Raw genomic sequence first — 15922 nt, forward strand, 5'->3', positions numbered from 1 at the left:
GCAGCGGCGCCAACATCTTTTGCAAAAAAGCCCCTTGTCCAAACAAATCCATTGTCCGGCTCTAAATCCCGCCAATTTCCACTTACCCACTCCTTGGAATTTTCGTTTTAGATTGCATATTTGGCAGTCACCCCTTTCGCTTAATCTCATTCACCCTGATGTTATCCCTTTTCTTGGTCCTATGGACAAGCTTGCAGACGCCCCAGTCTATCTCCGACAGTATCAGAAATGCAATCAACTTTGCGGAAAGCGACTCTACAAAAGCAGCACTATACTACGACTTGGCCAAGCACTACTACGGTTTTGAGCAGGATACTGCAATCCTCTACGCCCAAAATGCCATCGACTTGGCTGAGAGTCTCGGCCTGCAAAAGCTCCAAGCCAGCTCGCTCAACATCATGGGAGTGGCGCTGTTGATCAGCTCCGAATATGAACGGGCTTTGACCTCACACCTCGAAGCTCTCAAAATCCGGGAAACGCTCCGCGACTCCACGGGTATGCTGGAGTCAAACCTCAACATCGGGAATGTTTACTACCGCAATGGGGAAATGGGCAAGGCCGCCGAAATGTATGAGAAAGCTTTGGTCTATGGGCTCGCCACCAAAAACCTGCGCGGCCAGTCCATGATCTACAACAATCTCGGCAACTACCACAAGGACCGATGGGCCCAAAACCAAAGCAAGGAAGACTTTGATCAGGCTGTGGAATACCTGCAGGAATCTCTAAAAATCAAAGAAGAACTCAAGGACAACAATGGATTGGTAAAGACCCTTACCCAACTTTCCGAATTGAGTATTGACGACCCACAAAAGGCAAAGGACTATCTGGAACGGGCGCTTTCCATCGCCGAAGCCAACCAGGATATCGAAAACAAGATCTCAGTACTCCATGAGCTTGCCAGCTACCACTTGAAGTCAAAAAATTTCGAAATAGCCAAAGAAAATGCTCTAAAAGCCTATCGAATAGCCAAGGACGCCGGTTCGCATTTTTACGTTTCCACCGCTGCCGAATACCTCACCGAAGCAGCCCTGGGCCAAAACGACTACAAATCCGCCTACGAATACCTGCTGATAAAAAATGAGGCTGACCGGGCGGTATTCAACGACAACCGACAAAAAATCCGGGAAGAACTCCTCATACAGTATGAAAGCGAAAAAAAAGAACTGGAAAACCAGAGGCTCATACAAGAGCAGGAATATTTGGATTTGACGATTCAGCGCAGAAACGAACTACTACTCGGTACAGCGATCCTTTTTTTGGTACTCGCTGTCCTGTACTGGCTCCAGAGAAAAAACCACAAAAAACTCCAAGTCGCCCATAACCTCCTCGCAGAGGCCCACCAATTGTCCATCAATCAAACCGCTCGAATCCAGGAGCAAGCCGACCACCTCAATGCGGCAAACCTCGAGTTGAGCAAAGCCAATAAGTTTCGGGACAAGATTTTTTCGGTGATTTCCCACGATTTGAGGGCTCCTTTTTCTTCTCTGCACAGTATCATTCAGCTTTGGGACAAAAAGATCCTTTCTGAGGAGGAGCTTTTCGAAGTGATGCCATTAATCGCCAAAGAAACCAACTCCCTATCCCTCATGCTCAATAACCTCCTGATTTGGTCTAAGTCCCAGTTGGGATCGGAAGAGGTCAGATTCAGTAGCTTTGATATCTCTGACTTGGTGGCTGAAAATACCGATCTTCTGCTCACTCAGCTCACGCAAAAAAAACAGCAACTGACAATCGAAGCCACTCCGGGCACCAAAATTACCTCCGACAGGGAGCGCCTGAGTTTTATCGTCAGAAACATACTGATGAATGCGATCAAATTCACCCCCCCGGAAGGAAGCATCAAAATCGACTACCCCAGCCCTGGAGAAATCAGGATTCAGGACACCGGTCAGGGCATGTCTCCCGAGATGCTTTCCAAGCTCTTTACCGACCGGGTAGCCTCCCAAAAAGGCACGGAGGGCGAAGCCGGAACTGGAATCGGCCTTATGCTTTGCCGGGAATTTGCCGAAAGCATTGGGGCAAAAATCCTGGCCGAAAGTAAAATCGGACAAGGAACCACTTTCACGATCATTCTTGACTAGGATCATTCACCTCATCAAGGTCCTGGTTCACCAAGCCATTGTACAGGATTAACAACAAAAAAAGCCCGGAAATTCGGGCTTTTTGTTTGGTCCAATCTTACTCTCAGTAGGTGTATTTCACGAATACCCTTTTGGTCAGCGACTGCTCATCGGTCTCGATCAGCATATCCGCCGACTCAGCCATCGCAACCTTTGCATTGTACATCGGCACAGGTCGGAAATTTTGCTCCAAGGTCACATTGAATACCCTAAGGCCCTTCAGATTCAGCGTACTGCCGATCAGGTTGGCTCTGGCTTCTGCATCTTTCAGCGCCTCTGTCAGTAGCGTATTCTCCAAAGATTTGCGTGTTGCTTCAGAGATGCCAAAGCTCAGGTTGTAGCTCATATCGCCGGCCCCTTGGATAGCGTCCGCGATTTTGTGTAGATCCTCGTTGGTGGCGGATGTCACAATCCTCAAGCTCTGACGGGCTACATAGCCACTGTCCTTTTGGGACCCAGAGCGATAGATGCGGTTGACGTCGACCGCATAGTTGTCAGCGACTAACTTATAGTCTTTGATGCGGCCCTTTTTCAAAGCGTCGGAGAGATTTTGCGTCTTTTTGTTTAGGACGTTTACCGCATCGTTGACCTTCATAGCCTTTTCTTCGAGAGAAATCATAAATATCGCTTCATCCGGAGCGGTTTTCCGTTCTGCAAAGCCTTCCACTTCGATCAGGGGAATTTGTTGTACTTGCTGCGCAAAAATCGATGTTGCCATCACCATGGCCAGCGAGAAAATCAGGAATCGTTTCATTGTGATCTCAGTTTGGTTTATACTAGTTTTTAGTCAAAAGACGCACCAGAAATCTTGATGCTACACAGGCAGATTATTTCCGGTAGGGAATTTAGAAAAATTAAGAAGGCAAAAGGGTGAGGCCTTACCGGAAATCCGACAGGGTACAGAAGACCTCAAATCCTAGAACACCAGCAATCCATGCTCACGCAGGATCTCCCATACCTCCGATTCGAGCAGTTCCTGGAAGTCTCCCAGATCTGCATCATATTTTTCCCGAACTGGCTTAAGCGTATTTAGACTTTGCTCGAAGCTGACTCTCCCCAAGAGCCAAACGATCCACTCAGCCAACTCCAAAGGAAGTTCAATGGCGAAATCCTCCTTTTTTCCAGAGAAAACCAATTCGCAAAATCCATCCCCAGAATCGATCAAGTCAGGCTGAGCACCGATCCATACGATACGGCTTTGGTCTCGGTAGGCTTGCGGAGGTGAGGACTGAATCTGTTTTTCGATGTATTTTTTGGGGATGGAGGTAGGAGGCACTTTTACCTCAAACCAGTTTTTCAGCGGAATATCAAAACCAACTCCGTGCATGTAATTGAAGAGTGACTTTCGAAGGCCTTTGGAAAAAACCGCATGATCCACGCCTGTCGGATCTACATAGTCCAATTCGTTATTGGCAAAATCGCCCTCAAAAGAGCTACTTTTTTTCACGCTAAACGCCGCAGGATCCATTCCAACCGGGCTGTGGGCAGTCATCGCAAATTGATGCCAAAAACCGGACTGCAGCACACCAGCTTCAAAAAGCTGCCGTACCATTTCCATGGAATCGACCGTCTCCTGCGCTGTCTGCGTGGGGTAGCCATACATCAGATAGGCGTGTACCATTATGCCCGCTTGGGTAAAATGATTGGTAACCTGTGCCACCTGAGCCACGGTTACCCCTTTTTTGATCAGAGCCAACAGTCGATCTGAAGCCACTTCCAAGCCTCCCGACACAGCGATACATCCAGACGCACGAAGCAGACGACAGAGGTCTGCCGTGAAGCTGCTTTCAAAGCGGATATTGGTCCACCAAACCACTACCAAACCTCGCCTGAGAATTTCAATTGCCAAATCCCGCATCAAAGCTGGCGGCGCTGCCTCATCCACAAAGTGAAATCCATTGGTTCCAGTTTGCTTCATGATCTCTTCAATACGATCACAGAGGATTGCCGCATTGATGGATTCGTAACGACCAATGTAATCCAGTGAAATGTCGCAAAAAGTACATTTTCCCCAGTAGCATCCGTGGGCGAGGGTCAGTTTGTTCCATCTCCCATCACTCCAAAGCCGATGCATGGGATTGGCTACTTCTATCACAGAGAGATAGTCGCCGAGCTTAAGGTCGCTGTAGTCCGGGGTGCCCACTTCACGTTGGGGGTAGTCCTTGCGAGTAGCCCCATTGAGGTATTTTACTTTCCCGTCAATCCTGGCAAAGGTTCTCTTTAGCTCGGTGGCCGGAACTTTCCCATCTAAATGCTCTAGCAGCAAAGAAATGGGAGCCTCACCATCGTCAAGTGTGACAAAGTCCAAGTAGTCAAAGACTCTGGGATCTCTCAGCGAGCGAAGCTCGGTGTTCGGATATCCTCCACCCATCCAAACTTTGATTGTGGGATGGTTTTGCTTGAGGTATTGTCCGCACTTGAGCGCCCCAAAGAGATTACCGGGAAACGGAACCGAAAAAGCGACCGACTCCGGCTGCCAGGCTTGGATTTTCTCTTCCAAAAGCTCCAACATCATGGAGTCTATCAGGCTAAGCGGCTGCTTTAGCGCTCCATCCATCTCGTCAAAACTAGTTGCCGACATTCCCAAACGCTCGGCATAGCGGCTAAACCCGAAATGCGTATCCACGGCCTCCGTGATCAAGTCGCCGATGTCTTCCAGGTATAATGTGGCAAGATAGCGTGCCTTGTCCCGCACACCGAGTGAGCCAAAAGCCCATTCCATGTCATCCATTTGTTCAAATCGCCCAGCTTCAGGCAAAAAGTCGCCCTCGGCGATGCGGTATGCAAGCGTGGGATTTTTGTCTTGTAAAAAAGCAATCACGGTGTCTATCGTCTGAAGGTAAACTCCCTTCATTCGCAGAATCCGAGCTGAATTGTCAGAAAGCTCGCCATCAGTCGATGCCGCTAGCTCAAAAACTCTCCCCAGTCCCTCTTTGGAGAAAAGTTTCAGAATCACCTCTATCCCCAAGTCCGCCTGCCGCGAGGAAATCCGAAGCGTATTGAGAAAACCCTTCAGATAAGCCGTAGCCGGATAAGGCGTATTGAGCTGGGTAAACGGTGGCGTGATGAAAAGGACTTTGGTGGACAAGGGAAGGAAAGTTGGAATGGTCCAAAGGTCGGAAAGAATGGGGATTTTTTCATGGCTGAGTTTCACCTTCACTTTTCTGGTTAGAATCCGAAAGTCCAATTTGATGTGCCCGGACATAGGGCTTTCTCCTTTTTTGGACTCCTTGGTCAAAAAAATGCGATCTTTGCCCTTCAATCGCTTCCCATGGACAACAACGACATCCTCCGCTCCCTTCGCTATACGTTTGATTTCAATGACTTTGTGATGATGGACATCTTGGGAAAGGGTGGTAGACCTACCACCCGCGAGGAGGTAAGCAACTGGCTCAAGCGCGACGAAGACGAGGACTTTGTAGCGATTTACGACAAGGACTTGGCTTGCTTTCTCAATGGCCTGATCATCCTAAAACGCGGCCCAAAAGAAGATGGAAACCCTCCTGCCGAAAAGTCACTCAGCAACAACCTGGTTCTCAGAAAGCTCAAGATCGCGCTGAACATGAAAGACGACGATATGCTGGAAATTTTTGGACTTCGGGGATTCCGACTGAGCAAGCATGAGCTCAGCGCCTTTTTTCGCAACCCCAACCAGCCCCAATACCGGCAGTGCAAAGACCAGGTGCTTCGCAACTTCCTCCATGGCCTTCAGCTGAAGTATAGAGGTGAGTCCTGATTAGCGGCCTGACTGCATTTTAAGAGCAAAGGCTCATAATCGGACTAACCCGAGCATTGTTCGTGCTCAATTTCTCCCTATTCCCAAATTCGAAAAGTCCATTTCGTATTCCCGGCGTCAAAAACCATCGACTCCGCAAACATTTGGCCTTGACGTTTTTCGACCTTCCCTCTTTCCAACCGTTCCACCCAATTTTTCCAATCTTTTGATTCTTTTGAATAACTTATTACCACTAACCAAACCATAAGCCCATGGATAAACTAAGAAAGGAAGACATCCCTCAGGAAGCCTTTGATCTGTACGACTACTATTGCCATAACAAGCTCGACCGTAGGACTTTTGTGGAAAAACTCTCAGTCTATGCGGTAGGTGGCATTACGGTCACAGCACTGATGAGCTCGATGATGCCCGACTATGTCAACACCCGAACCATAGAAGCGAATGATGAGCGCATGCAAAGCTCCGACTACGTCATGTATGATTCTCCAAAAGGTGGCGGCAAAATCAAGGGACTGCTCTCCAAGCCTGCCAAAGGCGGAAAATCACCGGGGATCGTGGTCGTTCATGAAAACCGAGGATTGAATCCATACATTGAAGATGTAGGGAGAAGGTGCGCTGTGGCTGGGTTTATTTCCATCGCACCCGACGCACTGACCCCACTGGGAGGATACCCCGGAAACGACGACGAAGGCCGCGCCATGCAATCCAAGCTGAACCGGGACTCCATGCTAGAAGACTTCATCGCCGCCTACGAATACCTAAAAAAACACCCGGATTGTGACGGCAACGTGGGCGTCGTCGGCTTTTGCTTTGGTGGATGGATCTCCAACATGATGGCTGTAAGGATACCGGACCTAGGTGCAGCCGTACCCTACTATGGCGGTCAGCCTCCGGTAGAGGACGTCTCGAAGATCAATGCGCCGCTCTTGATTATCTACGCCGAGCTGGATGAGCGGGTGAATTCTGGCTGGCCTGCCTACGAGGAAGCCCTCAAAGCCAACAACAAAAAATATGAAATGATCAATTACCCAGGAGTCAATCACGGATTCCACAACAATACGACTCCACGCTTTGACGAGGCTGCCGCCACGAAAGCCTGGGAAAAGACAATTGCCTTTTTTAAAGCAAATCTCAGCTGAGAAAGGGGAGGCCAAAAACCTCCCCTTCCTTTTAAGGTTTGAGCCTATTTTTTGGGGTAATATCCAAATCCCATATGTTGGAGGCACCAAAAGCCCAGCACCACTCTCCCCCAAATTCGAATTTGCTTCTATTCTTTTAATTCCGAATATTTGGTAAGGACAATCCAAATTCAGCTAAGAAAATGAAACAAATCATCCCTTTTGCTTCCTATCAGGAAGCTATTCAAGCGTTTGACAATGGGGGAAAATTTTTCAATTTGCTGAGTCACGCCAAAGACGGAGTGGTCACTCCTGCCGAATTGGGAAAAGTCGCCGGAGTGACCTTTGACCGCCAAGAGATGATACTCTACCTGACGATGGCCATTTCCCACTTGGACGAGCACTCCAAAGAGCGAATCCTTGCACATTTGGATGAGGAGCTTTTTGAACTTTATGAAAAACACAGTCCCGTCCATAGCACCATTGCACAGCTCGCCAAAGAACCCAAAGCAGGATTCAGTACCGTCTTGACGGGAACTCCCTGCAAGGTCAGTACAAGCCAGGTTTTCGGCGGTACGATCATGATTCCAGTCATCGTTGACGCTGTGACGAGCTTCACGATAGTGCCTATCGTCAGCGCTTACGAAGTCTACCAGATGACTTGCGACAAAACCGGACTCAAGGCGACGGTCGCCCACCACAAAGAAAAGTCGCCGTTGCCAGAGAAAAAGCTTAAGCTTGGCGGAGTCCTCACTTCTCTCAGCGGCAAGGATGGCCAAGACCCACTCGACCAGGTCTTTTTGGAAGTCCAGTACTACATTGAGGAAGAATAGCGGCTAGCTATCCTCCCCGTTAACTAAAAAAATTGGAGACACTAATCATTGATCAGGAGTCCTTCTCTCTGTCCCAGGGAGATTTTATCATCCGTCTGCTCGTCGCAATAGGGATAGGCGGAGTGATCGGACTCGAGCGACAGTACCACGCCATGAATGAGGAGTCCAAAGGCTTCGCAGGGATCCGTACGTTCGTCTTTCTTACCTTACTTGGATTTGTCGCCGCCTTGTTCAGCTTTTTGATTTCTCCCTGGGTCTATGTTGCTTTTGTGCTTGGTGTAAGTATGCTTATCGGGGTTTCCTACTGGTTTACATCCACCCGGGGAGATCATGGGGCAACGACCGAATTCAGTTCCTTGCTTGCTTTTGTACTTGGCTCCATGGCTTTGATCGGACTGATCGAGATCAGCCTGATGATCACTGTGCTGATTCTTCTCGTGCTTTCTTCCAAGTTCCGAATCAAGACGATCGTGGGAAAAATCACGGCTGAGGAGATGTATGACTTCATTCGATTCGTGGTGATCGCGCTATTGATTTTCCCTTTCCTTCCCGACCAGACTTTTGGGCCCTATGACGTCCTAAATCCCAGGGAAATCGGCTGGGTGATTATCCTTACCTCGGGCCTTGGGCTTGCCGGATATGCTTTGACAAAATTCCTAGGCACGAACAAAGGAATCCTACTCGGTGGAATCGTCGGCGGACTGGTCTCCAGCACCGCGGTGACCTGGATCTACGCCAAAAAAAGCAAGGAAAACGAAAGCCTCGCAGCGAGCTGCGCCACAGCAATCCTCGGCGCTTCCTCGATCATGTTTGTCCGCCTGCTGATTTGGACTTCCATCTTTAGCGAAGAGCTTTTCATCAAACTCCTTCCCGCAGTCATCGCCATCTTTGCATCGGCAATTGCGGTGACACTTTACATCTATTTCAAAAGGCGAAGCAGAAAATCTGAACAGGCTGAAATCCCTCTCAAAAAAGCACTGGACCTTAAAGGCGCGTTGATCTTTGGCCTGATCTACGTGGTGATCTTGCTCCTGGTGAGCTATGCCAATGAAAATCTCGGAACCAGCGGCACCATCATTTCCAGTGCGATCGCCGGTTTTTCCGACATCGACGCCATCACTATTTCTATTTCCAAACTCGCAGGAACCTCTCTCGATCTCAGAATCGCCTCGCTCGCGGTTCTAGTCGCCTCCATCTCCAACACCTTGGTCAAGATGGGAATCGGTATCTATGCAGGCAGTCCAGGCCTGCGAAAAAACCTGCTAATCGGCTACGGGACGGTGTTTTTGGTGGCTTTGGCAATCTTGGCTTTCTTTATCTGACGACATCAATTAACTATGGTACGCCGTATTCATTTTGTTTTGGCACTTACTTCCCTTCTCTTTTCCTGCGAAAAAATGAAGACCAAGCCTGGTAGCCCAACTTCTGAACTCATCGCCGAATCCTTCCTTTCTTGGAATGGGGACTCTCTTCCCGCCTATCCAGAAGGAAAGCCGAAAATCTCCATAGTCAAGGTGACGATTCCCCCGCAATCCGAACTTCCCAAACACTACCACCCCGTGATCAACGCCGGCGTACTCCTGAAAGGTGAACTGACAGTCGTGGATGTCCACGGCAACGTCCTCGAAATGAAAGCCGGGGATCCCATCATCGAAGTGGTAAATACAATTCACTTTGGCGTAAACAAAGGCTCGGAGGCCGCGGAAATCCTGGTCTTCTATGCAGGAGAAGCCAATAAGGAAATCGTGGTCAAGGAAACTCCAATGAAATAAAACCTATTTTTGACCAAACCTATCAACCTGACCGATATGCCCCTACACAAGACCACCTTCCAGTTTATCAGCGAGCCGTCCGATGTCAATTTCGGAGGAAAAGTCCACGGGGGATCCGTGATGAAATGGATAGACCAAGCTGCCTACACCTGCGCCCGCACTTGGGCGGAAACTTACTGCGTGACCGTGTATGTCGGCGGCATCCGCTTCTACAAGCCAATTTCCATTGGCGACCTGATCAAGATAGACTGCCAAGTGATCCTCACTGGCAGTTCTAGCATCCATATCATGGTGGAAGTCTACTCCAGGGCTTTTTCGGAGAAAAAATTTGAAAAGAAGACCCACTGCATCATCATCTTCGTGGCCGTGGACGAAAATGGCGAACCTAAAAAAGTGAAGCCCTGGGTACCGAAAACTGAACAGGAAAAAAAGCTGGAGGAATATGCCGAAAAGCTAAAAAAGCTCCGCGGCGAAATCCACGAGGAAATGCGGCCGTTTTTTAATGAGTGAAAAAAGCAAATCCTCCAAGGGTTTAAAACCCTTGGAGGATTGCGATAGAAAAAGATACTCCAAGTTTTGGAAACTTAGAATGCCTTTGTCTCTCAAATTACGGCATCACTTCGCTCTCCTAGATTTGCGATCTTGAAACACTGTTTGGGATTTGTAATTCCCCTTTTCGGAAAGTCGGATTGCAAATCCAATGATAAGTTTCCGGAATTTCAGATTCCGAGGAACAAGAAAATCCCAAACGTGGAGGCCTTATAATATAATTTTTAGTGAAGGGACATCGTCCGCGCTACGATTGTCATATACCAAATTCCCTTTATAATAAATTTTAGAGAGCACCTTTCCTCCATTCTCCATCAAGTGCCACTCAGGAATGAAGGACTCGGAAATTGTATCACTGAGTTTAAGAATTGTCTCTTCTCCACCCAATCCAAGGGCTAATAAATTTTTCATTTTCCCTTCATGGAAGAAAATCGAATAATTTCTGGGATTGTCCATCTCAGGATTAAAGACTTCTTTCAATTGGCCATTTTCTTTATAGAAAACTTTGATATCGCCTTGACTAATAGTTGAATTCTCCGAATTAAGCAAGTCCGCGCCACCCTCATCCACTATTTCAAGATATAAATTAATGGACACAGGGATAGAATTTGGAATTTCTTCGTTTGAGCAGGACAACAAGCAAACTGAAATCATCACTAAGATTATATTTTTCATACTGTTATGGTTTAATGTTGAAAATCATTTTCTGATTCGCGTTGAAATTATATGTGGTTCCGCCTACTATTGGATTAAAACTATTATAGTTATAGAAGCCGTTTCCTGAATTAGGCCCCCATCCCCAATTCATGTGCAATTTAAGGAGGGTTTGTCCAGAACAATAAACAGCGCGAAGATAACCATCAGATACCCACATATGACCTTCTGTGTATTTTTTGAAAATCCACCAACCAGATTGAGTCGCTCCACTCAAAATAACTGGACGTAAATTATCCAACTCCGATCTCACGGTAGCGGAACTGTAAGAAGTCCTAGAGGCCGTTGAATATCCAAAATTATTCACAAAAACAGAAGAATAATTGGCATTGTCACTAATACCCGTACCATTACAGTCAATCTCTCGATCACCACTAGGAAAAGAGTAAAAAATATCAGCCATTAGTCCTGCCGTGGAGGAAGTACCAAAAGTGTTTGGCATATTCAAGAAATTATAGCTGGTAGGATGTTCGTGATATCTCATTACTTGCGCCATTGCCACTGCAACACACCCCGCAAAAGCTCTCCCACATGCTGCATTACTACAAGATGAAGTAGGCATTTGGTCATTATAGGTACAGGTTTGATTCCAAACGGTAGACAATAAGGGACCAACTTGAGTATATTGATCTTCGCAGCCGCCGCCGCCTGGATCACAATCATTCTGTATTGAAAAATTAGGAGTTATTGACCTTTGAATTGGACAAGAATTCCAAAGTGAAGATTGGGATTGAATTTCAAACTCGTTAAGCCCCATCTCGACCCCCGATTTACTTCGGATTTCTTCAATGTAGTCCCTTTGACTCACCACCCAATCCACCAGTGGCCCGGGATAGGTGAAACTCTCGTCCAAAATAAAGCTTCACTCATCGGAGAAAGCCAAAATGGGAGTAGCCCTTTTGTCTCCTGCAATAATTATCCAGCCACCTTCTTCGTAATTGACAATGTGAAAAAGATCAAGATTTTGTTTTCCCGGCGCAGATTTGATTTGCTTTACTGTCCTGCCGGATAGTCTTCTAATTTCATAATCCTTTCTATTTCGAGCCTTATCCTTTTCTTTATTGCCTAATACGTCGGGAAACTCAATTACACTAGCGATAAGCTCGGCTTCCTTTGAGTTTACGTAAAATTCATCCGCATTCGAATTGAAGGATGGCTCATTTTCCAAATCCCCTTGCTGACAAGCTGAATTAACAAACGAGAGGAGAATGCCTATCAAAAGACTTTTAATAGTATTTTTTTGTTTCATTTTGTTTTCGTTTAACCTTATCGATAATAATCGAAACAAATAAACCTTCAAAAAATACCCAATACAGGGTATTTTTTGAAGGTTATGGGTAATTTTTTAGAATTTTATCAGTTTTCAGACTCCATCTTCAAGAGTTTGACAACCCATTCATCAGGATTTGAAATTATAAAATACTTATAGGGGAGTCGTAATCCAGAAGCATGAAAACGGATTGAAAACCCCATGAATAAGTCCTCGCAACTGCAAATTTCGAGAAACCAAGTTTGAGAGCACTATTTTTTAAGTTCGCTATCCACTTTTTCTAAAAACAGTCCCTCCGCATAAAATTGCCAGTCTGAGAACTTCAGCGCCTGATTGGCCAAGTGGACATGGTGATCCTGATCCAGAATGTAGTCAGCCGGCTTGTGCAGTTGACGGGTCTTGCCATAGACCGTTTCCAGTTGGCTTTGGATCGCCGTCCATTCCTCGCGCATCCCGGCCAATTTTGCTTCAGCTTGGGCCTTTTTTTCTCCACTGGGTTCATCCAGTTCTGCCAGCGTAATCAGCGCACGATTGGAAAATTGAGCCGCTTGCGCAACCTGCTCGTACACTTCCAAAGTATAAGTGTTTCTCACCGCTAGCTTTTTCGACTCTTGGATCAACTGGAGAACAGAATCGATTTGAGCTTGATTAGCCTGGGCAGTCGAGACTTTTTCCGCATATTTTTGAGTCCAAGCACCAGCCGAGTCTGTATTTGGGAAGGGAATTATCGCTTCTTCAAGTGGGTTTTCCAGAGTCTTTAGCCTATTCCTGTCTTTCTTTTTGTTCAACAAGGCATTCTTCCAAAAAGCAACGGGTTCTTCGAGTCGATTGATGAATTCCATTTCGGCGCCAGCCAGAGCCGGTCCAAATGCCCGCTGTCGGTATGCCGCATGGAGTTCCTCGGTATTTCGCTTGTCCCCTGCCCAAGTATACTCTGCAAAAATCGCAATGCCCCTGCCATAAAGCTCAAAGTGCGGAGAGTCGTCGTCCCAAAGGGTCAGCAGCAAGCCGTCGGCTTTGTTCCGGATCGAAATCAGGGCAAAATCCCGGATGTTGTTTGTATTGCTTTGGTCTTGGGGCAAGAGGTTCCAGCGGGTTTGTCCGGCGGTAGCGCCCATGACTTTCAGGCCATTGTCCGCAAACCACTTCATGGCTCGGATGTTTCCCGGGGACTCCGGTGCGTCGTAGTTCCAACGCATGTAGACGCAGTTTTTCGGAAACATCCCCACATACTCGTTCAGGTTAGTTTCATTGGCAGACCAGATGCTGTCCACCTGTGCCTCACTCAGCTTTCCATTGTAGATCGAGTTGTACACCTCTGCATTTTTCAGCGGCATATCGTCCCAAAAGATTGGCGTGAGGCCTTTTTGAGCAGCGTACTCACTCACTCGGTTGAGCCAAGTAAGCTGAAGCTCCAAGGGAGATTTCCCGCTATTTCGCCCGGTGGTGTGAACCTCATCCCCTCCCACGTGCAAATAATTGGCGTAAGGAAAGGCCTTCAGCGCATCCTCATAAAGGTCAAACTGCACTTTGTACGTATTTTCATCCAGAGGATTAAAAGCCCAATCGCTTTGAGGATCGTCACGGAGTGGCTTGTATTCGTCGTGCTTCAGGATAAAAGAAGCATGTCCCAATCCCTGCACCAGCGGGCTGATTCGGATATTTCGTGCCATGGCATAGTCACTGATCGCCTTCCAATCCGTGATCGAAAACGCATCCGAAGAAGCAACTTTGGGCTGAAGTTCGTAGCCCAACTTATCCTCTACTTCGACGATCACGGCGTTTATTTTTTGCGCAGCAAAGCGATCCATGAGCTCGTAGTAGTACTCTTTTTTCTCGAGGTGATGCTTCACATCCAGGTGTACTGCTCGGTATGCCAATGCAGGGGTGTCAGTGATCTTACAGAGGGGCAGCGGAACGTTTTGGTCTTTCGCATCTTCCAGCAGCTGGGAAACGGTCATCAAACCATACCAAAGACCGGCTTTTGAGCTCGCTTTGATTTCGACTTTGTCAGAAGAAATTACGAGTTCATATCCTTCAGACGCAATTCCAGAAGCCGGATCGAGGGAAAATACCAGCTCCTCCTTTTGCAGGCTAAGTGGATCTTTGCCACTTACAAAAATGTCTTTGGCTCGCTTAAAAGATTCATCGACATCGGAAATAGCCAGTTTGGAACTGCCCGTGATCTCGAAAGAGGTCGGGCTGGGCAAAACCACAAAATGAGCATCGGAGGTGGGTTGTGGTCCGCAGGCAAAGGCAGCGGAAAAAAGAACCAGAATACTGGCAAGTTGAAAGAAACGCATGGGTTATTTTGATTTTGGCCGAAAATAGGGAAAATGCCCGAATTGGCGATCCGAAATTCCGGAAGATGGCGCTATTCCACGACAGGTCTTTGATATTCCCCATTTTTGCCTAATTTTTAGAATCCATGTTTGGAATCTCCAACAGGAAGAAAAAACCACAACAAACCCAAAATGCTGACACTTTTGATTATCCTGGTTGCCTTGGCCATGATCCTGATTGCCATTGTCAAGTTCGATATCCACCCATTTTTGGCGCTCTTCGTCGGCGCCATCCTTTATGGCCTGATGATGCGTATGCCGACCGAACTTATCATCAAGTCTATTTCGGAAGGCTTCGGTGGGGTAATAGGAAGTGTGGGGATGCTGATCCTGCTAGGAGTGATCATGGGGACTTTCCTTGAAAAAACGGGGGGAGCGATTGTGATCGCAGATCGAATCTTGAAGTGGATAGGCGAAAAATCAGTCAATCTCTCGATGATGCTAAGCGGATGGGTGCTTTCCATCCCGGTTTTTGGTGACAGCACCATCATCATGATGAACCCGATTGCCAAGTCTCTGTCGGTCAAAAGCAAAATATCCTACGCCGCCACCATAGTCGCGCTGTCGCTTGGCGCCATGGCTAGTCATGCGCTAGTTCCTCCTACTCCCGGGCCTATCGCCACCGCTGGAATCTTGGGGGCGGACCTCGGTCAGGTGATCTTTTGGGGAGTAATTGTTTCCCTGATTGCCCTGATACCCTTGTACATTTTTGTTTCTCGATTCGTAGTCAAAATCCCCCTAGAAGCAAAGATGGGTATAGACGAAAACAAACTCGAAAAGAAACAACTTCCTCCTTTTTTTGCCGCGCTGACTCCTGTCTTGGTGCCTTTGTTTCTGATCATTCTGGCCTCCATCGCCAATTATCCCACTCGTCCGTTTGGCGAAGGACAGTTTTTCGTCGTCATTCAGTTTATCGGAACTCCAGTGATCGCATTGCTTCTCGGCGCTATACTTTCTTTCACTCTCCCCAAGAAATTTGAAGTAAGGCTACTTTCCTCATCGGGCTGGATTGGAGAATCCATCTTGCTTGCCGCGCCTGTCATTTTCATTACAGGGGCTGGAGCGGTATTTGGCAAAATGCTGCAAAACTCCGGTGTCGGGGATTTGGTGACTTCCAGCATGAGTGACGCTAATTGGGGGATCTTTTTGCCGTTTTTGATCGCTTTTGCATTGAAGACTGCACAAGGCTCAACGACTGTTGCCATGATCACCACAGCCTCCATCATTGCTCCCATCTTGGGACCGCTCGGCTTGGATTCGGAGACGATGAAGGTCTTTACGGCATTGGCCATCGGGGCCGGATCCTTGGCAGTTTCCCATGCCAACGACAGCGGATTCTGGGTGGTCACCCAGCTCTCAGGCATGTCGATCAAACAAGGAAACATGTCCCACAGCCTAGGGACGGTTATTGCGAGCGTCACTGCGATCCTGTCAATCTATATTCTGACTCTGGTGGTAGGATAAAAAT

Annotated in this window: 14 protein-coding genes; 8 read left to right on the top strand and 6 right to left on the bottom strand. The window is 47.5% G+C overall.

The annotated features are described in order from the left end of the window. The first annotated feature begins 158 nt into the window (after positions 1 to 158). On the top strand, positions 159 to 2081 hold the full coding sequence (locus tag J0A67_RS12260; protein WP_206569615.1) for a tetratricopeptide repeat-containing sensor histidine kinase: 1923 nt from the start codon (positions 159 to 161) through the stop codon (positions 2079 to 2081). Between the two features lie 103 nt (positions 2082 to 2184). Here J0A67_RS12260 and J0A67_RS12265 read toward each other — a convergent pair whose 3' ends face one another. Both J0A67_RS12265 and J0A67_RS12270 read right to left on the bottom strand, forming a co-directional pair. Beyond that, positions 2185 to 2874, bottom strand: coding sequence for an SIMPL domain-containing protein (locus tag J0A67_RS12265; protein ID WP_206569616.1), 690 nt, complete (start codon positions 2872 to 2874; stop codon positions 2185 to 2187). Positions 2875 to 3036: 162 nt separating this feature from the next. Continuing rightward, complete coding sequence (locus J0A67_RS12270; RefSeq protein ID WP_206569709.1) at positions 3037 to 5208, bottom strand: B12-binding domain-containing radical SAM protein; 2172 nt, start codon at positions 5206 to 5208, stop codon at positions 3037 to 3039. A gap of 183 nt (positions 5209 to 5391) precedes the next feature. Here J0A67_RS12270 and J0A67_RS12275 point away from each other — a divergent pair, with 183 nt between their 5' ends. The 6 genes from J0A67_RS12275 (at position 5392) to J0A67_RS12300 (ending at position 10089) form a co-directional block, all read left to right on the top strand. Further along, on the top strand, positions 5392 to 5856 hold the full coding sequence (locus J0A67_RS12275; protein ID WP_206569617.1) for a YehS family protein: 465 nt from the start codon (positions 5392 to 5394) through the stop codon (positions 5854 to 5856). A gap of 251 nt (positions 5857 to 6107) precedes the next feature. Further along, positions 6108 to 6995, top strand: a complete 888-nt coding sequence (locus tag J0A67_RS12280) for a dienelactone hydrolase family protein (protein ID WP_206569618.1) — start codon at positions 6108 to 6110, stop codon at positions 6993 to 6995. A gap of 182 nt (positions 6996 to 7177) precedes the next feature. Continuing rightward, on the top strand, positions 7178 to 7807 hold the full coding sequence (locus J0A67_RS12285) for a hypothetical protein (RefSeq protein ID WP_206569619.1): 630 nt from the start codon (positions 7178 to 7180) through the stop codon (positions 7805 to 7807). Between the two features lie 32 nt (positions 7808 to 7839). Beyond that, positions 7840 to 9129, top strand: coding sequence for an MgtC/SapB family protein (locus J0A67_RS12290; RefSeq protein ID WP_206569620.1), 1290 nt, complete (start codon positions 7840 to 7842; stop codon positions 9127 to 9129). 15 nt (positions 9130 to 9144) lie between these two features. Next, positions 9145 to 9579, top strand: a complete 435-nt coding sequence (locus J0A67_RS12295; RefSeq protein ID WP_206569621.1) for a cupin domain-containing protein — start codon at positions 9145 to 9147, stop codon at positions 9577 to 9579. A 9-nt stretch (positions 9580 to 9588) separates the two neighbouring features. Continuing rightward, complete coding sequence (locus J0A67_RS12300) at positions 9589 to 10089, top strand: acyl-CoA thioesterase (protein ID WP_241265157.1); 501 nt, start codon at positions 9589 to 9591, stop codon at positions 10087 to 10089. Between the two features lie 249 nt (positions 10090 to 10338). Here the strand turns inward: J0A67_RS12300 and J0A67_RS12305 are convergent, their stop codons facing one another. The 4 genes from J0A67_RS12305 to J0A67_RS12320 all read right to left on the bottom strand — a co-directional run bounded on the left by J0A67_RS12305 (position 10339) and on the right by J0A67_RS12320 (position 14415). Next, on the bottom strand, positions 10339 to 10803 hold the full coding sequence (locus J0A67_RS12305; protein ID WP_206569622.1) for a hypothetical protein: 465 nt from the start codon (positions 10801 to 10803) through the stop codon (positions 10339 to 10341). A 4-nt stretch (positions 10804 to 10807) separates the two neighbouring features. Then, positions 10808 to 11599 (bottom strand): C10 family peptidase, encoded by a 792-nt coding sequence (locus J0A67_RS12310; RefSeq protein WP_206569623.1) that lies wholly within the window; start codon positions 11597 to 11599, stop codon positions 10808 to 10810. 105 nt (positions 11600 to 11704) lie between these two features. After that, positions 11705 to 12091: a Spi family protease inhibitor gene (locus J0A67_RS12315; protein ID WP_206569624.1), complete on the bottom strand. Its 387-nt coding sequence runs from the start codon at positions 12089 to 12091 to the stop codon at positions 11705 to 11707. A gap of 272 nt (positions 12092 to 12363) precedes the next feature. Further along, complete coding sequence (locus J0A67_RS12320) at positions 12364 to 14415, bottom strand: family 20 glycosylhydrolase (RefSeq protein WP_206569625.1); 2052 nt, start codon at positions 14413 to 14415, stop codon at positions 12364 to 12366. Positions 14416 to 14586: 171 nt separating this feature from the next. Between J0A67_RS12320 and J0A67_RS12325 the strand changes: the two genes are divergently transcribed. Next, positions 14587 to 15918, top strand: coding sequence for a GntP family permease (locus J0A67_RS12325; RefSeq protein WP_206569626.1), 1332 nt, complete (start codon positions 14587 to 14589; stop codon positions 15916 to 15918). Positions 15919 to 15922 lie beyond the last annotated feature (4 nt).

It is taken from the genome of Algoriphagus aestuariicola, assembly GCF_017254835.1.
Classification (GTDB): domain Bacteria; phylum Bacteroidota; class Bacteroidia; order Cytophagales; family Cyclobacteriaceae; genus Algoriphagus; species Algoriphagus aestuariicola.